Raw genomic sequence first — 22,198 nt, forward strand, 5'->3', positions numbered from 1 at the left:
ACATTGCTTAACAGAGCAGGGAAAATAATTGTCGAAGATACGCCTATTTCTCCTATCTATTATTATGCAAACAATTATTTAATCCGTGACGAGCTAGTCGGCATAAAAAAGAACAGTATGAATCAGTTTAGTTTGGTTGGAGTTTACTTAAGGGAACAAAAAAAATCTTAACAGATAGGAGTCCATTATGACGAAATCTATTTATTATGTTACTTTATCGCTTTTTGTCTCACCATTCGCTTTAGCTGCGCTGCCCAATGATCCCCTTGCAGCAAAAGTGCAAGAAATGAATATAGGTAAGGGTGGTGAAGTGCAGACTCTCGATTTACAAAAATGCACAGAAACGGGGTGCAGTGATCTTCTTGACAAACTTTTCGAAGGCCTGGTTCAATCCGATGCAAATGACAAGATAATACCTGCCCAAGCAGAATCATGGAAGATCTCTCCAGATGGCAAAAAGTACACTTTCAGTTTAAGAAAAGATATCAAGTGGTCTGATGGAACAAAAATCACAGCCCACGACTTTGTTTATTCTCTGCGCAGACTTGTCGATCCCAAAGTGGCTGCAGAGCATTCTTATTTGTTAGAAGGTGTGGTCAATGGCAAAGAGATTGCTCAAGGGAAAAAGCCACTTGAGAGTCTTGGCGTCAAAGCAATTGACGATCGCGCCCTTGAAATTACTTTAACGCATCCTATTGCTTATTTTCTTGAAATTCTTGTTATGCCAAATACTTATCCTGTACAAAAAAAGAATATTGAAAAATATGGAGAGGGTGCTTTTACCCATGTGGGCAATCTCGTCAGCAATGGACCATTTGTTTTAAGCTATCGGAAAAATGGCGACAAAATAACTCTTACTAAAAATAATAATTATTGGAACAAAGAAAATATTTATTTAGAAAAAGTAAATTATATTAATACAGAAGATCTCAATGCAGAATACCGGATGTTTTTAAGTGGTCAATTGCACAAAACATTACAGGTTCCTGTTGATTTGTATAAAAGTATAAAAGTTAAATATGCTCGAGAGCTCAGAACGAAACCTTTTCTCTCAACTTATTATTATATTTTCAATTTAGAAAATCCTAAGTTTAAAGATAAAAATTTAAGAAAAGCTTTAAGCATGATCGTTGATAGAAAAATCATAACCGAGACAATTTTAGGTACTGGGCAAAAGCCTTTGTATGATTTTATTCCCTATGGCATGAAAAACTATACGCAGAATAAACCAGAGTGGGCTGATTGGTCGCGAGCGCAGCAGCTTGAAGAAGCAAAAAAACTCTATGCAGCTGCAGGTTATTCCAAAGAAAAGCCACTTAAACTGCAAATTGTATACAATACAAGTGAGAATCATAAAAAGATTGCCACATCCGTTGCTTCAATGTGGAAAAAGGAGCTGGGCGTTGAAGTTGAAAGCGTCAACGAAGAGTGGAAAAGCATGCTCGACAAACGCAGTTTGGGACAATTTGAAGTGATGCGAATGGGAAATTCTGCAACGATCAACGATGCGTATGACTTTTTTTCGAACTTACAATCAACCAATGCAGCAAATGATCCTAAGTTTAAAAACAGTGAGTATGATAAATATTTTGCTCTTTCAGAAGTTGAGCTTAATCCCAGCAAAAGAAAAGAATTACAAGAGCAATTAGGAAAAATAATTCTTGAAGAAGTTCCTGTTATTACATTTTACAGTGGAACAACAAACTATTTATTAAAAGAAAGCGTACAAGGCTTTAAAGAAAATGTAAAAAATAAATACAGTTTGACCGGAGTTTATTTAAGAGAAGATAAGAATAAGAGTTAAGGTTGTGGTGTGCAAAAATCATCAGTTGGTTTTGTCTTAATTTCATCGGGTATGCGGAATGTGAGGGGCTTCTCAGGGCAGAGTTGCTGGCCGCAAATGCCCTTCGAAACCACCTCACATTCCTCTCCCCTCTAAATTATTCAATTCGTCGAACTGCTGATTATTTTTGCTATTTATCCATAATTAATACGCACACTGATTATTTTTGCTAAAGAACTTTAACAAAAGCTACGGACACTCAAATTAAACAAGTGCTGCTTCATAATTCAATTATTGGAAAATGCCGAATTTAAGAATGAAGGGATCAAGCAAAGTTACTCCAAAAAAAAGATTTTAAAATATAAGTTTGCATAATTAGGCAGAAATTTAGGTAAAAGAAAAGCATTCTTGAAGGGCATTTGCGGCCAGCAACTCTGCCCTGAAAGGATGCTATTTCTTTTACCGAGAATAAAGAAAGAAATGAAAACTTATAAATTTAAAATCTTCCGAAATAAACTTTGAAAATCACAACTTTTTCAATCTGGGTGGGAGTGGTGGAGGGAGTTCACATTTATTGTCAACATGTGGAGGCAATGGAGGTAATATTTTACATTTTTTTTCAAGAAGAGGAGGAGGTAAAGGTGCGCGTGGTTTTATTGTTTTGGGAATTATATTTTCTTTATCGTCTTCGCTGAAAAAAATTTGTTTCTTTAACTCAATTGCATTTTTTCTGATATTATCGGCAGAACTAAAAAAATCTTCATAGCTTGAGTGATTCATAATTTCAGCGGTTTTAACTTTAAGTTTGTTTATGTTTGCAATGAAAGCTTCTTTGATTGATTTTTCTTCGTGGGATAAATTGATCTCAGTCCATTCGTCCCAATTTGTACTCATAAATTTTTCCCAAATACTTTTGTTATAAAAGAACGCTTTGATATCATCTTCATTTATAAATTTTTCAGTATTGCTGATATAGCCATCAAGAAAAAGGGATTCATGGTCAATCGCTATAACTGTGCCATCCTGGGCGATGAGGAAATTGTTGAATTTCCTGTCAGTGGCACCAATCAATTGGTCAAAAATAGGCAAGGGCGTGCCGCTTAAGTTATAATTTTTGGCTGCTTTTTTTCCTTCAACAGAATGAGCTTTGCTTATATATAACTGTCTGACGATAAAATTATTATCACTTGCGGGATCTTTAAAATAAAGTGTAGGCGGGACAATATTTAAGTCGATTTGTTTATCGAGTGAGTAGGCAAAATATTCTCTTTTTGCAGAGAGTTTATTGGCATTATTATAATAATCATATATTTTTTCGACATAATAATTGCCAATAATCGAGTCTTGATAGAGTTTGACAAGATTGGTGCGACTCAAGTCTTTCACTTCACTTCCGGTTGCACTTAAAAGAAGCTCTTCTCCTTGCTCTTCAGTGTGTTGAGCATAAAATTCATTTAAACTGGGAAATTCTTCTGCAGTTTGTGCCCAGAGATTTGTTGCAAATGTTAATGTGAGTGTTATAAAGAGTGCTTTATATATTTCTGTTTTTATTTTATTATTTTTCATAGAATACATTGACCCTTTCATATAATCAGTCATTTTATTAATTTATTATTTATTTTTATATTAGTAAAACTTTTTATTCTTTTATGGATAAATAATAATTTTTATTTTATATCATGAATTTAAAGTAACTGAGCGGAGAAGATTTATTGTTTAAATTAATATTGTATATTGTATGAGTATTTACTCTTGATCAAAATATGTGCATTTTAAATTACATTAAATAGATAAAAAATTTCTCTATACTTTTTTTCATTTCTAATATATTTTTTGGGTATCTATTTAAAAATAAAGTTGAAAATCTATATCAATTTCTTGACAAATTTTAATTTCAATATAATTATCAAGCGTCAATTAAATACTTCTTCTGAAGTTATAGTCAAACTTTTTTCAAAAGCACTCAATGTTCAATAAATAAATAGGTTATAAATGTCTTTGCAATTGCTTCTTTTAATTGTTTTTGGTTCAGCTCTAATATGTTATGCAATTGAGCGTCGAGTTGCTTGGATTGCGCATGTGAGCAGTGTCTGTTTGTTGATTCTTTTCGCCATGCTTTTGAGTCAGATTGGTATTGTTCCATCACAATCTGAATTATATGAGACTCTACAAGGTCCAATTGTTCTTATTGCAATTGTTATGATGACTTTAGATTTTAAATTTCAAGATATACTTAAGGTGCCATTTAAAATTGTAATTGTTTTTCTTTTTGGAATATTTGGTAGCCTTTTAGGTGGATTAATTGCGGGAGCTGTATCAGCGAATAGTCTTGGAATCAATGCTTATAAAATTGCCGCTCAACTCACAGCAAGTTATATTGGTGGGCTTGAAAATGCGGCAGCCATGCAAAAGTTACTCGATATACCAAATAATTATTTTATTGCCGTCTTTGCCTTAGATAGTGTTGTTACAAGTCTTTGGCTTATTATTTGTATATGGTATGGCAGCGATAAAGGTGAAGATATTAAAATTGCTGAAAATGATGGAAGTGCTTATGATGGTGTAAAAGTGAGCATAGTCAGTTTATTGGTTTGCTTATTTGTTTCATTAGGTCTTGTTATGCTAGCAGATTTTTTGGCAAAAAATATCGGCTTTATGCATAAAATATTATGGCTTAGCATATTAGCATTGTGCGCAGGACAATTGCCTTTTTTTAAAAATCATTTTAAACCAGCTTATGTACTTGGTGCTATATTATTTGCAGGATTCTTTTTCAGTGTGGGTGCTGTCTCAGATTTAAAAGCAATTCTTCATTTGCCTAAAATGCTTATTTTTATACCAATCATAATAATATTTACCCATGCTCTGTTTATAATTGTTTCAGCACGTATTTTTAAACTGAATAAAATAGCACTTTCAATCACCTCCCAAGCGCTTATTGGCGGTCCTGGCACTGCTGTTGCAGTAGCGCAGGTGAGAAAATGGAAGAGCGGAGTAGCCATAGCAATTATCCTTGGTGTTCTTGGTTATTCCATTGCTAATTTTTTTGGCGCTTTTGTTTTTAATTTTCTCCAATACCTTTTACCCCAGTGAGGAAAAGCATGAAAAAGCAATTTTACGAAACATCTATCGATTTTATTTATAATAAGCCTTCTCAAGAAAATATAAATTGGTTGAAGGCAAATGCAAAACCCATGCCTATTGATCAAAACTTCCGCATAAAATCTTTACATTCATATAAGGATATAAAACTAAAAGGTGTACTCAATTTGATGTATACCAGGACCGCTTTGGTTATAAAACTTAACCAAATTCTTGAGCACCTTCCACACAATTTTAGTTTTTTAATATTTGATGCCTTTAGAACAATAGAAACGCAGTTTGATTTATTTAGATATATTTATGAGCAGCAGAAAGATTTACACCCAGCATTAAGTCATGAAGAACTTTTTGCAATAACTAAAGAATTTATAGTTCATCCTGCTGAAAAATCTTTGTATGAAATTCCACCGCATAATAGCGGCGGGGCGCTTGACCTCACTTTGGCTCTTGATGGACAAGCTTTAAATATGGGAACGGACTTTGATTGCGTTTCTGAATGTTCACAAACGATTTGGTTTGAGCAAGACTATATTCAAGGTGCAGGCTATACGAAAGATGAGTGGTTTGCTATTCGGAAAAATCGCCGCTTATTGTTCAATGCAATGAAGCGTGCTGGATTTGTCAATTATACAGCTGAGTGGTGGCATTATGATTTAGGTGATTGCCATTGGGCAAAAACTCTCGACCTCGATTGGTATTATCCTTCTTTAGAATCTGAATTGCTAGAGTGAGAGAATTTACATGCGGGCGATTTACAATTTAATGACCTTAAAAAATGTAAACTGTGCGCCGATTATTCATAAAATTTTGGGCACATTTTTTGCTTTTTGGTTGGTGTTTTTTTTATTAACTACACTTTTCATTATAGGATTCTATCAAGAAATATCTTTTCTAGAAAAATTATTACATAATTCATATAAAGTCTTTTTTATTTGGATTATTCTATCAATTTTAGTGCATTTTTTATTATGGATTTTATTAAGGAATAGTATTTCGCCTTTAGTTCATCTCATTACCCACTTCAAAAATTCAGAAACTTTACAAGAACTAGAAATTCCAAAAAATTTATCAGAAGAAATAACCGATCTTTTTAAAATTTTAAATAAGTCGATTTTGAATTTAAAAGCCTTACAAGAGAAAACAATTGAAGCAGAAAAAAATGCAGCAATTGCCATGACAATTCAACTTTTAGCCCACGATGTGCGCCAACCCTTTTTAATGTTACAAACAATTTTAAAAACCTTAACTATGCAAAAAGATATAGCGCAGATAAATTCTATAATTAAAACTTTAGTTCCGCAGGTTGATCGAAACATTCAAAAAGTGAATGGGATGCTGATTGATATTATGGAAATGGGTTCTCAATCTGAAAAATTGCAATTGGAATCCATCTGTCCAGAAAGCTTAATTTCATCGGTGGTGAAAGAAAATTTGCAGATTTATAACAATGCTGACATCGCATTTTCTTTTAATTTTTCTCATCAGCACAAGATCAAAGCAAATATGAGCAAAATTGAGCGAGTGTTTACAAATATCTTTCTCAATGCTTTGCAAGCAATGAACTTTAAAGGGAAGATATGGATTCAAACACGAGACGTTATCATTAACAAAAAACTTTTTATAGAGTTTTGTATAGGTAACAATAATTCATTTATAGAAAAAGAAGATATTAAAAATTTATTCAACGCATTTTTTACCAAAGCAAAGAAAAGTGGCACAGGTCTAGGACTTGCTGCAGCAGAGAAAATAGTGCAAAGCCATGATGGACAAATCTGGTGTCATTCGGTTAAAAACGATCATTTTAGCGCAGGTATGGTTGAGTTTTATTTTACTTTAATTGCTGCAGATGAACTTGCCGTGAAAAAGAATTTAAAGCTCCCAGCACATAGCTCTAATCTTTTTGCCAAAAGATTAGAGCTATGAATTTATTAACAGTGTTCTTAACTTTCAGTTACTTTGGCTCCGTTAGACTCAAGAACTTTAGCTAATTTACCTTCAATGTCACCACGCAGTGCTTTGTGAGTGAGAGCAATCTTTTCTGAACTGTGTGTACAGCTAAAGCCATTGCCTTCATTTTTGACATTGAAAATAACTTCGCTTTTTCCAAGTTTAGAAAACATAATTACGATATTATTTTCCTTCAAACTCATACTTGCAATTTTGCCAAGCTCTCTTCCTGCTAAAGAGTCTGTTACTTTCTTTATAAAATCAGCTGGAGAAGAGGACTCAACTGCAAAAGACTTAATCATAAAAGGTCTCCTTAAAAATTACATATATGGCTTCGTCAAAGAACTTAATTCGCTCACATGGCTTAAGTCAAGCGCATCAATCTTTTTTAGGAGTTTTATCTGTTCATCGTTGGGATTGCCCATAATAACAAGGACCGGGACAATTTCTGAGTCTGAAAGTCTTTTGAGTGTTTCATTTAAATTTTTAACACTGCGCTGCTTGTCTAATTTTGCCAAAGTAAATTCAATTGGATTAACACTTGGCAATTGTCCTTTTATAAGCTGCATGAGAATTTCATCGCTTTTATTAAAGACAGTTGACTCACTTGCGAGCATACGATTTATCATTGAAGTTCTTGTGTTATCAAGCTCTTCTTGTGAAACACCGTCTTTAATAAATTTATGCCAAGTCTGTGTGGCAATACGAATAGCTTCAGCAATGCGTTCATTTGGACTTTGAAAATTGAGATAAAAGACCCCGACATCTGTGTTAGGGAATAAAAGTGTATCATTAAAATAGGCGTGCGGTGAATAACTTATACCAGAATCTGCACGCATGGCTTTAGAAAAGCGATCGTTACCGATCACGCCACCAGTTGAGGAAAATATTTCTTCTAATATATCGAATTGAGTGGTTTCAATTGAATTCAGTTTACCAAATTTTGGATAATAGAAACGCAACGAGACCGTGGATTGAGACATATCAGATTTTTTAATAATCACAGTGTTAATCTTTTTAGCATTGTGAGTATTCATTTTTCTCGTAGGATACCAAGTTTTGATTGATGGCTCGAGATAAGGTATTTTACTGACAAGTTGTCTAAGGGAGTCAAAATCTTTTTGGGTAAACGCGCCAGAAATAGATACATTTAAACCATTTTTAGAAATTGTTTTTTTGTAAATATTTTTAATCTGATCGTAGGATACCTTTTTAATAACGCTCGGTGAAACTCTTTCAATTGATTTCGCAAGATAGTGATCTTTGCCAAATGCGAGTTTTGTTGCCTCAAGATCAATAAAACGATATTGTTTTTCAATTGTATTACTATCCATGAGATTATTAAATGCATCTATAGATTGCTGCTTCCATAAATCGAGAGCTTTCTCTTCAAATTTTGGCTTTAAAATCATATTATTAATAAGCGAGAGCAATCGAGGAAAGTCTTCCGATAAAGCATCGGCAGTGATGACAAATTGACCTAAAGGTGTTATGCTAGAGCGGATATTAATTCCATATTCCGTAGTATAATTTTGAATTTGGTCGAAATTAAGATCGCCAAAACCTCCGAGAGTGATCAGATCTGAAAAAGCACCAAATGCCGTTCGATCACTTTCAGGAAAAGCATAGATACCTCCTGAAAAGACAAATGTAACTTTAAATTTCAAAGCTGTGCTGCTATGTAGACTATAAATAGCTGCGCCTCCGTCGACAGGAATTCTTGTGTAGTTAATACTGGGCCACTTAATAGACCGCCAATTGAGTTCTACTGGTTTTGTCGATACTGTTGGTCTTACACTTTTCAATGACTCTTGAGTAAATGCAGTCGGAAATGCCGCACAAGATAATAAAAGGGAAATGATTTTATACTTCATGTAATTGTTTCCTTATCGAATGCTTTTTTGAAATTCAGCATACATATCTGAACACGTTGGCGCTTCCTTAGGGGTTACGATCCCTGTGAGGTAATATTTTTGTGGGGAGATATTTTCATTTATCCACTGTCTAAGATTTTCGGTTGTAATCGACTTAACTATTTTTTCTGCTTGTCCCGATGCATTAAAATCTTTGAGAAAGAAATTATTGTCCAGCACTGTGTTGGCTAAAGCAGTCATTCTTTCTGCTGTATCTGCATTTGAAACAGCGAGTTGTTTTAATATTTGCCTTTTTATTTTTTCACTGATTGGTTTATTTAATACCTCTTGAACACCTTTTTGCCAAAACTGGACGACTGGCTCATAGTTTTGATCTTTAGTCAACGAAAAAGAAACAACAAATGGATTATTTTGATCCTGCCAATATGTTTTATAGAAATTAAAATCTGTAACGAGTTTGTCCTTAACCAGTCGGCGTTCAAAGGTGCCATTGGGATTGTCATCAAGCATAGCTTGAAAAACAATAGAATAAATTAATTCTTTTAAATTCCCATTCGCTGCAGGATAAACCATTCTAAATCTTTTATTAAAAATGGGTGCACTGCAAATAAATTTTTTGCCAAGGTCGCGTGTGTAATAATCAGCTGGATATTTTGCGTGCTGATCTGTAGCTTTTCCATGCCAAGAAGAAAAATATTTTTGCACCATTTGAGCTACATTTTTTTGATCAAATGGGCCACCCACAATCATAATTGTATTATCTGGTGTGTAGTATTTTTCATAAAAACTCTTAGCAGCATCTATACTCATTTCTTCAACATCTTTTTTTGATCCAATGGTCAACCATTCCATTGTTGTTCCACGTTCTGTAATACTGCGAATAAATTCATTGCTGCGTTGCAAAGGATCATTTTCAACCCGTAATTTTCTCTCAGAAATGACGGCGCCTTTTTCGATTGAAAAATAAGGTTCTGCGAGATCGAGTTTTGTAAAGCGATCTGCTTCAAGTTTTAGCATAGTTTCCAATGCAGGCCCAGGGAAAGTCGTATAAAAAGTAACAAACGCATCGCTTGTGCCGGCATTACCGCTTCCACCGACGGAATTAATTGTGCGATCATAATTTCCTTCCGGATGGTCCTTTGTTTTTCTAAACATCATATGTTCAAAAAAATGCGCCAAGCCCGTAATTCCTTTTTGCTCTCGATTGCTTCCAGCATCAAGTATAAATTGAATCGTAGCAATAGGATTTCTATTGTCTGGAATGACAATTAATTTTAAGCCATTTTCTAATGAATATTGATAAGCATGGATAGATGAGCCAGGAATAATGGGTGCTGATTGGATAAATTTAGGATCAGCATTGGTTTTTTGAACGGAAGATACTTCCTTTGTTTTTGGCAGATCTAATGCGACTGGGGAAGCAAAAGTAATACTTGGAATGATACTAAACAATGCAAGAGAATAATTTTTTATGAAATAATAAGTCATTTTCTTGCGCGTTTGTTGTATGTCAAGATTGCGCATTTTAAATTAATCCTTTCTAATATATTTTTGTGCATACTCCCGAACTCCAGCTTCAGCAAGAATATGAAATGTACGAACAAGGCGAATGTCTTCTGGAGGAAATTCATCGAGCTTTGCATAAATGATGCTTTTCCCACTCTGTTTTAAAATTTTTAGGATGTGTTGGGAAGGGGGATGATTAGAAATAAATAAGATATTTTTATGAGCTGTCGACAAGGCTCCTGCTAATATTAAACATTCTGTAGAATTTTGTGCATAGTGCGAAATAAATGGATTTCCCCAAGGGTTTTCCATTCCACTTGGAAGCGGTATAACTGCAAATCCACCGAATTCACTTTTTGCAATACCTGGGCCAATAAGTTTGTCCTTAAATGGAGTTGCATAAAACATAAGATTGCTGTCATCATGTTGTTCAGCCAGCCAAAAAGATTTCCAAGAATAATAATTATCTTTATTTGCTTCAGCAAAACTAAATACAACGGCACCTATATCAGCTTTACCGACATGTTGTAAATCTTTAATTATTATTTTTTCTTTATGCCAATTTCGTATTGTTTCTCGTAAATCTAAGCCATCACAAAAATCTGCTTGTAATTCACGGAAAACGATTTCTTGTGAACGAAGTTTTTCTTTCATATTCTTTTTTACATTAGCAGCTAAACGTTCCATGAAAATATCTTCACTTGGAAAAGAACAAGAATAAGGATGATCTTCATTTACCCAAGAATTATCCGCATATTTTTCTTCGTTCACTGGTTGTACTTTAAATGCTTTTTTTGCTTTATCAACAGACTTAAGTTTTGTCTTGTGAAAACTTTTTTTGCTTTGCAGCGTTTCAAATTTTTGTATGCTTATCTTTGCCGTATTTTTTATAAAATGATTCAGCGGAAAATGCACAACCGGTAAAGTAGATGAAAAGTTAGAATTCGTAGGAAAATTTTTACATTCCTTTAGAAATTCAAAGGCGAAGTTTGAATCAATCACGGAACTTGCTGATAATAAGAGTTCAAAGGTGGTTGGAAAAAGAGTGTTCCGATCTTGAGCAAGGCGATAAACAAATCGGAAATAATCTCTTTCCTGGCTTGCATTGATTTTAAATTTTGTCCATTCGGCATAGCGATCGGCTGTTCTTATAAAGGCCTGTGAAAAGCTGTGACGTGCAAACTCTAACCAACTTGTTATTTTTTCATTTTGTGTAATGATATCATGCGCAAAAAAAGCAGGAATAACCGCATAATCGGCAGCCGATTCAGGGGTTGGTTGACATAAATATAAATTCTTTATTTGATTTTTGTTTTTCAAATCCTTTAAATTAACTATTTTTCTACTGAATATATTATTGAATTCACTTTTATTTTTAAATAATTTTAAAGTGCTTTCAATTTTTTTAAATAATTCAATTCCACAAATAATAAGGATTTCTTCGTCTGCATGATTGATTATATATTTAATAATTTTATGTGCAGTCTTTTCAAGACATTCATGTATATAATTTTGACTATTTTCACCTATATTTAACGATTCTCGTAATTTAAGCTGCAACCAAGTGAGGCTGGCTCCAGAAGTTTGTAACTCAGGAGAGAGGTTAAATGCTTGATTAGGATTTAATTTATTTAATATTTGCCATTGTAAATAGCTTTCAACTCCTCCAACACAATGAATTAAAGGTGAATTCGAAATGAGTTTATGTAAAATAAAGCGGCGTGAGTCAATTGACTCAATAAAAACCACAGGATTATTTTGCATTTGAGCAATCAGATTGTCATCGCTTTCTTGATAAGTATTTTGTTCAATTATTTTATTACTTGCAAGTGTGACTGTATTTGGAAAACTTTTAATAAGTTGTGGGAGTAATTCAGCTGCTTCTTCGGGCCAATCTACTAAAATATGATTGCATTTCAGATATGGATTCGTTGGGGATTGAATTATATTTTTTAAAATACAATTCTCTTGTAAGTTATTATTGTTGAGTGGTAAAAAACTAACCTTGCAATTCGCAATATATTTTTCTAAGAATTGTGAGCGTATTTTACCTATCGTAAATTCCCAACCTAAAAAACTATCTTCATTTTTAAATTTTTTTAGTTGATTTTTATCAAATTCAAAAAAATAATTTTCAGACAATTGAATTTTTTTATCTTTTAATTTTTGATTTGTCATCACACAGGTCTTAAATTTGGACGTGAAGAATTATTGTCATTTTGCATTTGTTCGTCAGCCGGAAAATACTTCAAAGCCTCTTCTCCTAAAATAGAATAAACACTTGTCTTTAAAGCTTTAGGTAATGTTAACTCTTTGTTTAATGAACGCAGTCGTTGTGCATATTTAGCAATTTGAATTCCATCGCGAACGGAATATGTCTCATCATATTTATGGGCGATGGATAAAAAACTAACGAGCAAAGTTAATAAATTTTCTTCGACATAGGGGACAGCATATCGAACGATCCGCGCTTCTGTTTCAATATCTGCAAAATCTAAAAAGATTTGTGGATTGAGTCTGCTTTGAATATATTCTGGTAAATCATAAACGCTCGAGTCATCATTCATCGTCGTAACAAAACGAAATTCTTTATGTGCATGTAAACGAATGCCTGCGATAACAGAATCTACATAACGTCTGTGATCAAGAAGCGAAGCTAAACTGGCCCAACTTTTTTCAGACATTCGGTTACCTTCATCCAAAATGCACACACCTCCAACAATCATTGCTGTCACAAGCGGACTAGCAACATATGAAATTTGTTTTCCTTCAGTGATGACAGGGGTGATGATGAGGTCGTCAGGGCGTGTGTCGCTTGTACCTTGCATTAAAAAGACGGGATAGTTTAATTCACGTGCAACGGCTACAGCTAATGTTGTTTTTCCGACACCTGGTTTGCCCACTAAGCGGGGATTCATAGGTAGGTCATCCTGCGAAAGACGTAGCCAAGAAGCTCTTAATTGATGTGCAGAAATATCATTTCCCATCCAATTTGCATCGACTTCATACTCTTTTGCTAAGCGAACTGTGATGTTACCTATTTGAACCTGATCCTGTTTTATAACCATATTATTTTTTGTCATTTTAGTTCCTTTCCCTAATCGGGGCATTTTGAGATTACCTTAAGTTTATGTAACGGGAAAGAATGTTAGGCGGAGCTTTATTTTTGTGCATTTAAATTATTTTATAATAGATAAAATAATTTAAATGAATTGTTTTATATTTATAATTAATATAAAACAACTTTTGGATTTTTATATTTTTTTTTGTAAATCTATTGTTTTTTTAGGAATAGGGAAAATGTTTCAGAAAAAGTATTTTTTTTTATTTAAGTTTCTTAGTTTATTGATTGTCCTTTTCTTAGAAAAGGCAGTTCATTCGAAGGAACTTTTTGTTGAAGGTGGCTATTCGGATCTATCCATCGGAAAAATGAATTTAGAGGGTGAAAATGCGAGTGTAAGAGTCTATTTTTTTCCAGGCAATTTTCCAGAGAATCGCAAATTATTGCTGGGGCTAGGTGTGCGCGGAGAAAAAGCTCAAGGTTCAGAATCAACATCAACATATACGAATACAAGCAACTATGTTTCTTTTCAAGTAGGAGGAGATATCGGCTTTAAATTTAAAGATCCAAATTGGCTCAGTGTATATAGTATTATTTCGCTAAATTATTCTCCTAGTACAATATATAAAAATAATTTAACAATCAATGGGAACTCTATCACAGAGAGTTCAAAGGTAAATTCAAACTTGAATCTAGGTATAAATTACAAGGTGTTAGTTAATATATCAGAAAGTTTTTCAATTGGTCTCGGATTCTATGCAGCAAAAGGATATTTAGACTTTGGAAAAGTCACCTATAATAATACGACAATTTCTGGTTTTTCAGGAGGATATAATATTACAAACATTAACTTAATTATATCTTATCTTTTTTCATAAAAAAATGCACTTGAAAATTAAAAATATTTTAGTTGCGTATTTAAAATATTTCCTTAATATGGTTCATTTGAGATTAATATAAAAAAACAAAAAGTGTCAAAATATATTTAATGGCTAATATTTTTATTAATTTAATTAATCTATGCTGATTTTAATAAAGATTTATTTTTGTTAATGAAAAGGAGAGAAAATGCTGCATAGGAAGTTTTATTTTATAATTATTCTTCTCAATTTATATATTGCACTATGTCCAGAAAGAAATGTTTACGCTTCTGAGCTTATGGCTGAGGGGGGATATTCAAAAGTTACTTTTGGAGAAAATACTTTTGAAGGAGAAAATGCGAGTTTAAGAATCTATTTTTTTCCTGGTTCTGCAAAAACATTTCAATTTTTACTTGGGCTCGGAGTGCGTGGAGAAATGACCCAGGGGTCTCAATCAACTTCTACTTATTCATATACGAGCAAGTATAGTATTTTTCAAGTGGGTGGTGATGTAGGATTTAAAATAAATCCTACAAATTGGTTAAACTTATATACAGTTATTTCTTTAAATATTTCTCCATATGCAGCATATGAAAATGATTTAACAGTCGGTGGTAGCACGCAGGAGTTAAATCCTAACGTAAATTCAGATTGGAATATCGGTGCAAGCTTTAAAGCATCCGTAAATTTATCAAATCGATTTGCAATTGGTGGAAGTATTTTAGCGGCAAGAGGTGTCTCAAATTATGCTGATGAAACGTATAATAATGTGACTATTTCTGGTTCTTCTGGTGGTTATAATATTTTAAATTATAATATAATTATTTCTTTTCTTTTTAACTAGTGATTAATTTATTTTAAACAAAATATTTTCAAATGTGAAAATTCTGCAATTTTCTAATGATCTTTGTAATCATTCATAGAATAAATTTTTACTTCGATTAATTAAAATTGAATTGATTGAATCTGTTTAGCTCATATGTCAAATGAAAATCCGCTAAGACTTTTCGTTTATATGGACTATATTCTTATTTCGAGTGAGAATGAAGATATATAAAGAATTTTATAAATTTATTTATAGTTTATTTTAAAAAAAGGAAAATTCCATGAGTAAAATACTTTTAACAACTTATGGCTCATATGGGGATTTACATCCCTTTATGGCAATGGGAAAAGCACTTATCAATGTTGGGCATCAAGTCACTCTTATGAGTCATTTACAATACAAAGAGATGGTCGAAAAATTTGGCATCCATTTTATTCCTATGCGTCCAAGCGAAGAGGATTTTGGCTCCGAAGATATTTGGCCAGAAAAAGCACATGATCCAAAAACAGGAACTCTGTATTTTATGAAGGAGTTAATTCTACCATTTTTAAATGAAAGCTATGAATTACTTGAGAGAGAAATTCCAAAATATGATCTTGTTATTCCGCATGCATTTACTTTTGCTGCACCTTTGGTAGCGGATAAATACAATATACCATGGCTCTCCTGTTTATTACAACCTTGTGCTATATTTTCAGCATTTGATCCACCATTTGTAGGGAATTTAAAATATTTAAGTTACGTTAAATTTTTAGGACCAAGTATTTTAAAATCAATGTGTCATTTTATGATGAAAGATTTTAATAAAAGTCTAAATCCTGTCTTACAATTAAAAATCAAAATAGGTCTAGAAAATAAAAGATTTGGCTTTTGGGATTATTCGACCAAAGGAATCTTAGCCTTGTTCCCCAAAGAGTTTTCCATAGAGCAACCTGACTGGCCTAAGGAAATTTGTAATTTAGGTTTTCCATTATTTGATCAAGAAAATTCACATGACATTTCTTCTGGACTGAGGAAATTTATTGACAAGGGTGAAGCACCCATTGTTTTTACGCTTGGTTCAACTATTGTAAAAACAAAAAATGATTTTTATTTACATGCCCATAAAGCAATTAAAGAGATAGGTTGTCGGGCAATCTTCCTAGTTGGAAAAAAACCGCAGAGAATTCCAGAACAAGCATATCAATCAGCAAATATTTATATTTCCAATTATGAGCCTTTTTCTGCTCTGTTTCCTTATTGCTCTATGGTTGTTCATCAATGCGGAATAGGCACTACAGGACAAGCGCTTGCAGCCGCAAAACCCCAGATCTTAATTCCCTTTTCCCATGACCAACCAGATAACGCACGGAGAGTTGAAAAACTTGGAATTGGTATTTCCATTCAGAGCCAAAAATTAACACACAAAAATTTAGTTGAGGCAATAAAAAAAATCAAATCTACTTTATCTTATGCTCACAATGCGGAGAAATTTGCACAGAATATAAGACAAAATAAATTTGATGAAAATTTAATAAATATTATCCATAAAAAACTTGAAGCGAAGAATTAATATTTATTTACTCGTGTGCCCGAGAGAACGCAAACGATTGCCACTGCTTAAACGACTGCGGATTTGCGCTGCTTTGTCGGCATGCCCAGGTTTACCCATCAATGCGAACATATTATTTTTGTAATCTTCAACTCCTGGTTGATCAAAAGGATTTATTCCTCGCGCATATCCTCCAACACCACAAGCAAACATATTTATATACATCCAATAACCAAGCCACCATGCATTCATCTCAGGAAGTTCCCAAATAAGTGTTGGTACTTTACCATCTGAATGTGCTAAAAATGTCCCCTGTTGTGCTTCGTTTTGAACGTGGGAAAGCTCTTGACCTGTTAAGAAGTCAAAGCCATCATTTAAAGAACAGTTTGGGATTTTAATTTTCCTTTTTAGGGAACCTTTTGCAAGGGAATATTCATCGGCAACTTTTAAGTGCGTTGCAAATAAATGCCGTTCTCCATCCTGAAAATATTGTCCAAGAGAATGTAAATCTGTTGTGAAGTTAGCGCTTGCTGGAAATAATCCTGAGTTTTCTTTGCCGTCGCTCTCACCAAAAAGCTGTTTCCACCATTCAGCGATGCCCTTTGCTTTTGGTGACCATGTGCAAAGAGATTCTATTTTATATTTATTTGCATATAGAATATTGCGAATACCTGCATAACAAAGAGCTGGATTTGTTTCAAGAGAATGATTTTTTTCAGAAGTGCTATCATAAAATGCTTGTTCCGCTCCTGCAACAAACTCTGTTACATTAACACCAGAAATAGCTAAAGGTAACAATCCAACTGGCGTAAAGATTGAGTATCGTCCTCCAATATTTTTAGGTATTGGAAAATGTGGATAATTATTTTCTTTGGCAATTTTTAATAAGGTACCATCATTGGGATCGGTAATTGCAAATATACGATGACTTGCTTCTTCTGTGCCAAAGCGATCGTCTAAATATTTCTTTAAGATGCGAAATGCCAAAGCAGGTTCTGTTGTTCCACCTGATTTCGAAACCACAATGAGACTTGGGGAATACGAGTCTAAGGCATCGAGTAATTCTGATAGCTCATCGAGGGCAATGTGGTGGCCAGCCCAAAATAAAACAGGACGGCGGTGCAGAGATTCTTGATTCACAATTGCAAACGAATGGGTGAGTGCTTCATAGACTGCTTTTGTACCAAGTAAGCTTCCACCTATGCCAACAACAACAACGGCATCGGAGTGATTACAAATAGTTTCCACCTGTTTTTTAATGGAATGCAGAACAGATTGGGCTTCTTCTTTTACGTAATCTACCCAGCCTGTAAATTCAGGGCTTTTCCCCTTACCAGAGACGAGAGATTTTTTTGCTGAAATGAGATTGCTTGTTTCATTAGCTAAATGTTTTTCAATAGGAAAAACATCGTGAACTTTTGTCCAATCTAAAACTAATCTTTTCTCTTGTGTCATGTTGTCATTCTCCTAAAAAAAACAGCACAGTCATATCAATCCATCACACAGACTTTGTTCATTTGCAATAGGATAGGGCTTTACAAGCAAATTACACTTATTAAAATTAAATAAATATGTAAATATATGTTGCATAATTAAATTTATTCTTAATAATTATTAAATTGAAAACGATAGATTTATTAAGTATAGTTTTTCTGATAGAAGTGAAACTATATTTAAAAGGATAAATTATGCATAAGAATTTCTCGAACCACTCCCCAGCGACTGGAAATAAAATATGTGAAATTGAAATAACAAGCTCAGATGCACTGCAAGAAATAATTATAAAGGCCTACTCTGCTTACGAAATTTGGTCAAAAATGAGTGGGTTTGAGCGTGGAAAAATTTTGACAAAAGCGGCGCGTATTATTCGTGAACGCTGCTTTGAAATTGCCCAACTTGAAGTTTTAGATTCAGGTAAGCCCATAAGTGAAGCCCTTGAAGTCGATATCCCATCATCTGCCGATGCTCTAGAATATTATGGTGGTTTGGCTCCGAGTATACATGGGGACCATATTCAATTAGGACGCTCATTTGCTTACACAAAGCGAGAACCAATCGGTATTTGTGCTGGAATTGGCGCATGGAATTATCCATTTCAAATAGCTGCTTGGAAATCTGCTCCCGCATTAGCCAGTGGCAATGTTATGATCTTTAAGCCATCCGAATTAACCCCTATGACAGCAGTGAAACTTGAACAAATTTATCTCGATGCTGGTATGCCCGCAGGGGTTTTTCAAGTTGTCCAAGGTGGTAGAGAAGTTGGTGAAATGCTTTCTTTACACCCTGAAATTCGTAAAATATCTTTGACAGGTTCTATACCGACAGGGAAAAGAATAGTTGAAAATTCTGCAAAGAATTTGAAACAGGTGAGTTTAGAATTAGGTGGGAAATCTCCGCTGATAATATTTGATGATTTTGATATTGAAAAAGCAACCTCCATTGCCATTCTTGCGAATTTTTACACACAGGGTGAAATCTGCTGTAACGGAACAAGAGTTTTTGTGCATAAAAAAATAAAAGAAAGATTTTTAGAAAATTTAATGCAGAAAGTAGCAAAAATAAAAATTGGAGATCCATTTGACTCCACAACCCAAATGGGTTCACTTATAAGTAAACAGCATTTAAACCGTGTTCTAGATTATATTGAGTCGGGTAAAGCAGAAGGTGCGACCCTATTATGTGGTGGAACACAGCCCGAATGGAGCCCAAGTCAAACAAAATTTGCGAATGGGAATTTTATTTTACCAACGGTATTTTCCAATTGCCAAGATGAGATGAGAATAGTGAAAGAAGAAATATTTGGGCCCGTGATGTCTGTGCTCGATTTCGAAAGTGAAGAAGAAGTTATTCGCAGAGCAAATAGCACAGAATATGGATTGGCTGCAGGTGTCCTTACCAATAATATAAAAAGAGCACACAGAGTGATTGATAATATACAAGCCGGAATGTGCTGGATAAATAATTATAATTTATCACCTATTGAAATTCCCTTTGGTGGGGTAAAAGGTTCTGGTTTTGGCCGCGAAAATGGTCTGGCTGCGATTGAATGCTACACACAATTAAAAACAGTTTATGTTGAAATGGGAGAGTGACTAAGTATTTTTTTGGGGGGATTTTAAATATATAAGTTTACTGATTATTTTTAAATCCTCGGTAAAAGAAAAGCATCCTTTCAGGGCAGAGTTGCTGGCCGCAAATGCCCTTCAAGAATGCATTTCTTTTACCTAAATTTCAGCCTAGCTATGATCACTTATATTTTAAAATCGTTTTTTGGTGATAACTTCGTTGGTTTTTCTCAAGTTTTTTTTCGTGTATATTTACATTGATATGTTTACTTATATTTTAAAATCGTTTTTTGGTGATAACTTCGTTGCTTTTTCTCAAGTTTATTTCGGGGGATTTTAAATATATAAGTTTTCATTTTTTTCTTTTACCTAAAATTCTGCCTAAATAAGCCAACTGATATTTTTAAAATGTTTTATTAGGTGACTTCAAGAGTTTCGTTCAGGCTTAACTTCATCATTCTTCGCTGCTTTGTAAAAGTTAAAGTTTCTTAGCATATATCATCAGTGATCGAATTAAATACAAAACCAATCGCGTGAATTATTAAGCAGTTAAAAATTTCACTCATAATATTTAATAAAGATTGATTTTAGAGCAAAAAATATAATTTAGCAAAATATTTAAATCACTATATTGACTTAATAATTTAAATAAATTATTAACCTAAACATCTATAAATATTTTTGTAAATATATTATTTTATAATATATTATTGTGAGGTATGCGCTTTGTATAAAAAAAGAGTATTTGTCGCATTGAATTCATTTTTTTTCTTAATATCTTGTCATAAAAATTCTGATCAGGAAAAACCGCTTGATATAAGCGCAATAGGGATTGACCGTACTGAAAAAAGCCCTAAAGAATGGCATTTACCAGAATTGAGTGTAGAAGAAAAAAAAGAAATTGTAAAATCTGTTCAAACAGTTTTTACAGATTTCTATGTAAATAGAATCCAAAAATATGAAGAATTTAATTTTGATTCAAAAGAAGCTGTATGGAATTTAAATGAATATATGGATTCTGATATTCTACTGAAAAATATAATGAACATATTTATGAAATCTCGGGATCTGCATACATCTTTTACATATCCATTCCCTGCGAGATGTTTTTTTGCATCAATTCCCCTAGCTGCAGCTATAATATATGATGATATAAATGATTTGGAAGGAAAAACCGAAAAATTTATCATCGATGGTAGGCTTGCTAAAAATTTAGATCCAAATCTATATACAGAGGAGCAAAATAGACAATTTACATCAATTAAACGCGGCGATGAAATCATCTCTATTACAAATCTTGGGGTGGAGGGGGAAACAGAAAATGAAGTCACAGCTCAAGAAGCTATAAATATTTTAGGAAGAATCTCACAGGGTGCTAATGAAGATGCTTCAAAAACGAGGGCTGTTGATAAATTATTCTGGCGTAGTGGATCAAATGGTAAAACTCCTGTAGGAATTTTTAAAATCAAGCTCAAAAAAGCAGTTGATGGTCGTATCGAAGAGTTTATGATTCCATGGGAAACAATTATTTCGCAGGAGGAAAGATGCTCATTTCTGGGCTCAAATACAAGAAAGACTCAATCTTTCAAATTTGCGAATTATAAAAATGCTTCTACTGATTTAAATAATGCGTCTGTAATTGAATCAAATATAAAGAGTCAATTAATTTCACACAAAAATAAAAATTTTGCATTAATTTCAATAGGTATTTTTGTTCCTTCAGGAGAAATGAATTGGGATGAATATATATCAATGCGGAATAAAATTTTTAAAGAAGTGTTAGGACTCAGAGAGTTTTTAACTCAGAATAAAAAAGATATTGATGGTATATTAATAGATGTGCGTGATAACCCTGGTGGTTCTGGAAGTTTTGCTCAGTTAGTAGCAAACGCATTTACTAGCAATTTTGTTGAAAATTTAAAATTTGAAACACTCGTTTCACCTACAAACTATCAAACATTTTTGAATCTTGAACTTTCCCGGTATTTTAAAAGGCTGAACACGACTGACCCATTAGTAAAGCCTATATTGGATACTCCAAATCTTATGAGTTTTTATTTACAGGATAAAAAATATCAGTCAGATATTGAACAACGAAAGTTCTATATTGCAGCAGAAAATCTGTTTGATGGGGATGAAAATGATGCCTTACCTTTGACCTATACTAAGCAAGAAAGTGAAATACTTAAACCCATTATAACCGATAAGCCAGTAGCGGTTTTAACCAATAGCAATTGCTATTCTGCGTGTGAGGTTTTTGTCTCACATATGAAGGATTACCGGATTGGCAAAATATATGGTGAAACTCTTCATACAGGTGGTGGTGGTGCGAATGTTATTGTTTGGGATGATTTTGTAAAGCCAGTGGTAGTAAATGAAGAAGGTCTAAAATTACCTATTATTCCAAATGGAAATAAGTTGCCAAAGGGAATGGAAATGACTTTCGCATGGAACAAAATTGTTCGTCATAGATCCGCAGACGAAAAAGAAAAATATATTGAAGGAGGTGGTGTATTGGCGGATTATGTTTATAGAAAAACAATTCGAGATCTCAAGGCAGACAGTATCGAGATTAAAACAAAAATATTTGACGATATGATGGATGAACATAATTCCAAAGGTTTTTATCTAAATCGTTAAGAA

The 22,198-nt window shown here is 33.4% G+C and carries 17 protein-coding genes; 10 read left to right on the forward strand and 7 right to left on the reverse strand.

Annotated features, from left to right (window positions below; translation table 11 throughout):
* Window positions 1–3: 3 nt before the first annotated feature.
* Entirely contained in the window at window positions 4–171 is a 168-nt protein-coding gene (locus EZS29_RS15880) for a hypothetical protein (RefSeq protein ID WP_172603806.1), read from the forward strand.
* A 16-nt stretch (window positions 172–187) separates the two neighbouring features.
* On the forward strand, window positions 188–1,804 hold the full coding sequence (locus EZS29_RS06100) for a peptide ABC transporter substrate-binding protein (RefSeq protein ID WP_130607599.1): 1,617 nt from the start codon (window positions 188–190) through the stop codon (window positions 1,802–1,804).
* A 504-nt stretch (window positions 1,805–2,308) separates the two neighbouring features.
* On the opposite strand, the gene EZS29_RS06105 is transcribed toward EZS29_RS06100, so the two are convergent.
* Window positions 2,309–3,349 carry a protein kinase family protein gene (locus EZS29_RS06105; RefSeq protein ID WP_130607601.1) on the reverse strand — a complete coding sequence of 347 codons (1,041 nt, stop codon included), beginning with the start codon at window positions 3,347–3,349 and terminating at the stop codon, window positions 2,309–2,311.
* A 426-nt stretch (window positions 3,350–3,775) separates the two neighbouring features.
* Between EZS29_RS06105 and EZS29_RS06110 the strand changes: the two genes are divergently transcribed.
* Genes EZS29_RS06110 through EZS29_RS06120 form a run of 3 tightly spaced genes read left to right on the forward strand, consistent with a single transcriptional unit; the run spans window position 3,776 to window position 6,808 of the window.
* Complete coding sequence (locus EZS29_RS06110; RefSeq protein ID WP_130607603.1) at window positions 3,776–4,876, forward strand: DUF819 family protein; 1,101 nt, start codon at window positions 3,776–3,778, stop codon at window positions 4,874–4,876.
* A gap of 8 nt (window positions 4,877–4,884) precedes the next feature.
* Complete coding sequence (locus tag EZS29_RS06115; protein WP_130607605.1) at window positions 4,885–5,616, forward strand: M15 family metallopeptidase; 732 nt, start codon at window positions 4,885–4,887, stop codon at window positions 5,614–5,616.
* Between the two features lie 10 nt (window positions 5,617–5,626).
* A complete protein-coding gene (locus EZS29_RS06120; protein WP_130607607.1) occupies window positions 5,627–6,808 on the forward strand; it encodes a sensor histidine kinase in 1,182 nt (393 codons plus the stop codon).
* Window positions 6,809–6,825: 17 nt separating this feature from the next.
* Here the strand turns inward: EZS29_RS06120 and EZS29_RS06125 are convergent, their stop codons facing one another.
* From EZS29_RS06125 to EZS29_RS06145, 5 genes are read right to left on the reverse strand one after another with little or no spacing between them, the layout of a single operon-like run.
* Window positions 6,826–7,134 (reverse strand): hypothetical protein, encoded by a 309-nt coding sequence (locus tag EZS29_RS06125; RefSeq protein ID WP_130607609.1) that lies wholly within the window; start codon window positions 7,132–7,134, stop codon window positions 6,826–6,828.
* 18 nt (window positions 7,135–7,152) lie between these two features.
* Window positions 7,153–8,706: a M16 family metallopeptidase gene (locus EZS29_RS06130; RefSeq protein ID WP_130607611.1), complete on the reverse strand. Its 1,554-nt coding sequence runs from the start codon at window positions 8,704–8,706 to the stop codon at window positions 7,153–7,155.
* A gap of 12 nt (window positions 8,707–8,718) precedes the next feature.
* Window positions 8,719–10,230: a M16 family metallopeptidase gene (locus EZS29_RS06135; RefSeq protein WP_130607613.1), complete on the reverse strand. Its 1,512-nt coding sequence runs from the start codon at window positions 10,228–10,230 to the stop codon at window positions 8,719–8,721.
* A gap of 6 nt (window positions 10,231–10,236) precedes the next feature.
* Window positions 10,237–12,390: a hypothetical protein gene (locus tag EZS29_RS06140; protein ID WP_130607615.1), complete on the reverse strand. Its 2,154-nt coding sequence runs from the start codon at window positions 12,388–12,390 to the stop codon at window positions 10,237–10,239.
* On the reverse strand, window positions 12,390–13,295 hold the full coding sequence (locus EZS29_RS06145) for an AAA family ATPase (RefSeq protein WP_130607617.1): 906 nt from the start codon (window positions 13,293–13,295) through the stop codon (window positions 12,390–12,392). The genes EZS29_RS06140 and EZS29_RS06145 overlap by 1 nt, the downstream gene beginning before the upstream one ends.
* 217 nt (window positions 13,296–13,512) lie before the next feature.
* Here EZS29_RS06145 and EZS29_RS06150 point away from each other — a divergent pair, with 217 nt between their 5' ends.
* From EZS29_RS06150 to EZS29_RS06160, 3 genes are all read left to right on the forward strand, one after another.
* Window positions 13,513–14,151, forward strand: coding sequence for a hypothetical protein (locus EZS29_RS06150; RefSeq protein ID WP_130607619.1), 639 nt, complete (start codon window positions 13,513–13,515; stop codon window positions 14,149–14,151).
* 190 nt (window positions 14,152–14,341) lie between these two features.
* The gene (locus EZS29_RS06155) at window positions 14,342–14,977 is read left to right on the forward strand and encodes a hypothetical protein (RefSeq protein ID WP_130607621.1); all 636 of its coding nucleotides are present in this window, start codon (window positions 14,342–14,344) and stop codon (window positions 14,975–14,977) included.
* A 262-nt stretch (window positions 14,978–15,239) separates the two neighbouring features.
* Window positions 15,240–16,511: a glycosyltransferase gene (locus EZS29_RS06160; protein WP_130607623.1), complete on the forward strand. Its 1,272-nt coding sequence runs from the start codon at window positions 15,240–15,242 to the stop codon at window positions 16,509–16,511.
* A gap of 3 nt (window positions 16,512–16,514) precedes the next feature.
* Here EZS29_RS06160 and EZS29_RS06165 read toward each other — a convergent pair whose 3' ends face one another.
* Window positions 16,515–17,945, reverse strand: a complete 1,431-nt coding sequence (locus EZS29_RS06165; protein ID WP_130607625.1) for a glucose-6-phosphate isomerase — start codon at window positions 17,943–17,945, stop codon at window positions 16,515–16,517.
* A gap of 233 nt (window positions 17,946–18,178) precedes the next feature.
* Between EZS29_RS06165 and betB the strand changes: the two genes are divergently transcribed.
* Together betB and EZS29_RS06175 are read left to right on the forward strand one after the other, a co-directional pair.
* Window positions 18,179–19,582, forward strand: coding sequence for a betaine-aldehyde dehydrogenase (gene betB / locus EZS29_RS06170; protein WP_130607627.1), 1,404 nt, complete (start codon window positions 18,179–18,181; stop codon window positions 19,580–19,582).
* 699 nt (window positions 19,583–20,281) lie between these two features.
* Window positions 20,282–22,195, forward strand: coding sequence for a S41 family peptidase (locus tag EZS29_RS06175; RefSeq protein WP_130607629.1), 1,914 nt, complete (start codon window positions 20,282–20,284; stop codon window positions 22,193–22,195).
* Window positions 22,196–22,198 lie beyond the last annotated feature (3 nt).

Source organism: Fluviispira sanaruensis, assembly GCF_004295685.1.
In the GTDB taxonomy this organism is placed as follows: Bacteria; Bdellovibrionota_B; Oligoflexia; order Silvanigrellales; family Silvanigrellaceae; genus Silvanigrella; species Silvanigrella sanaruensis.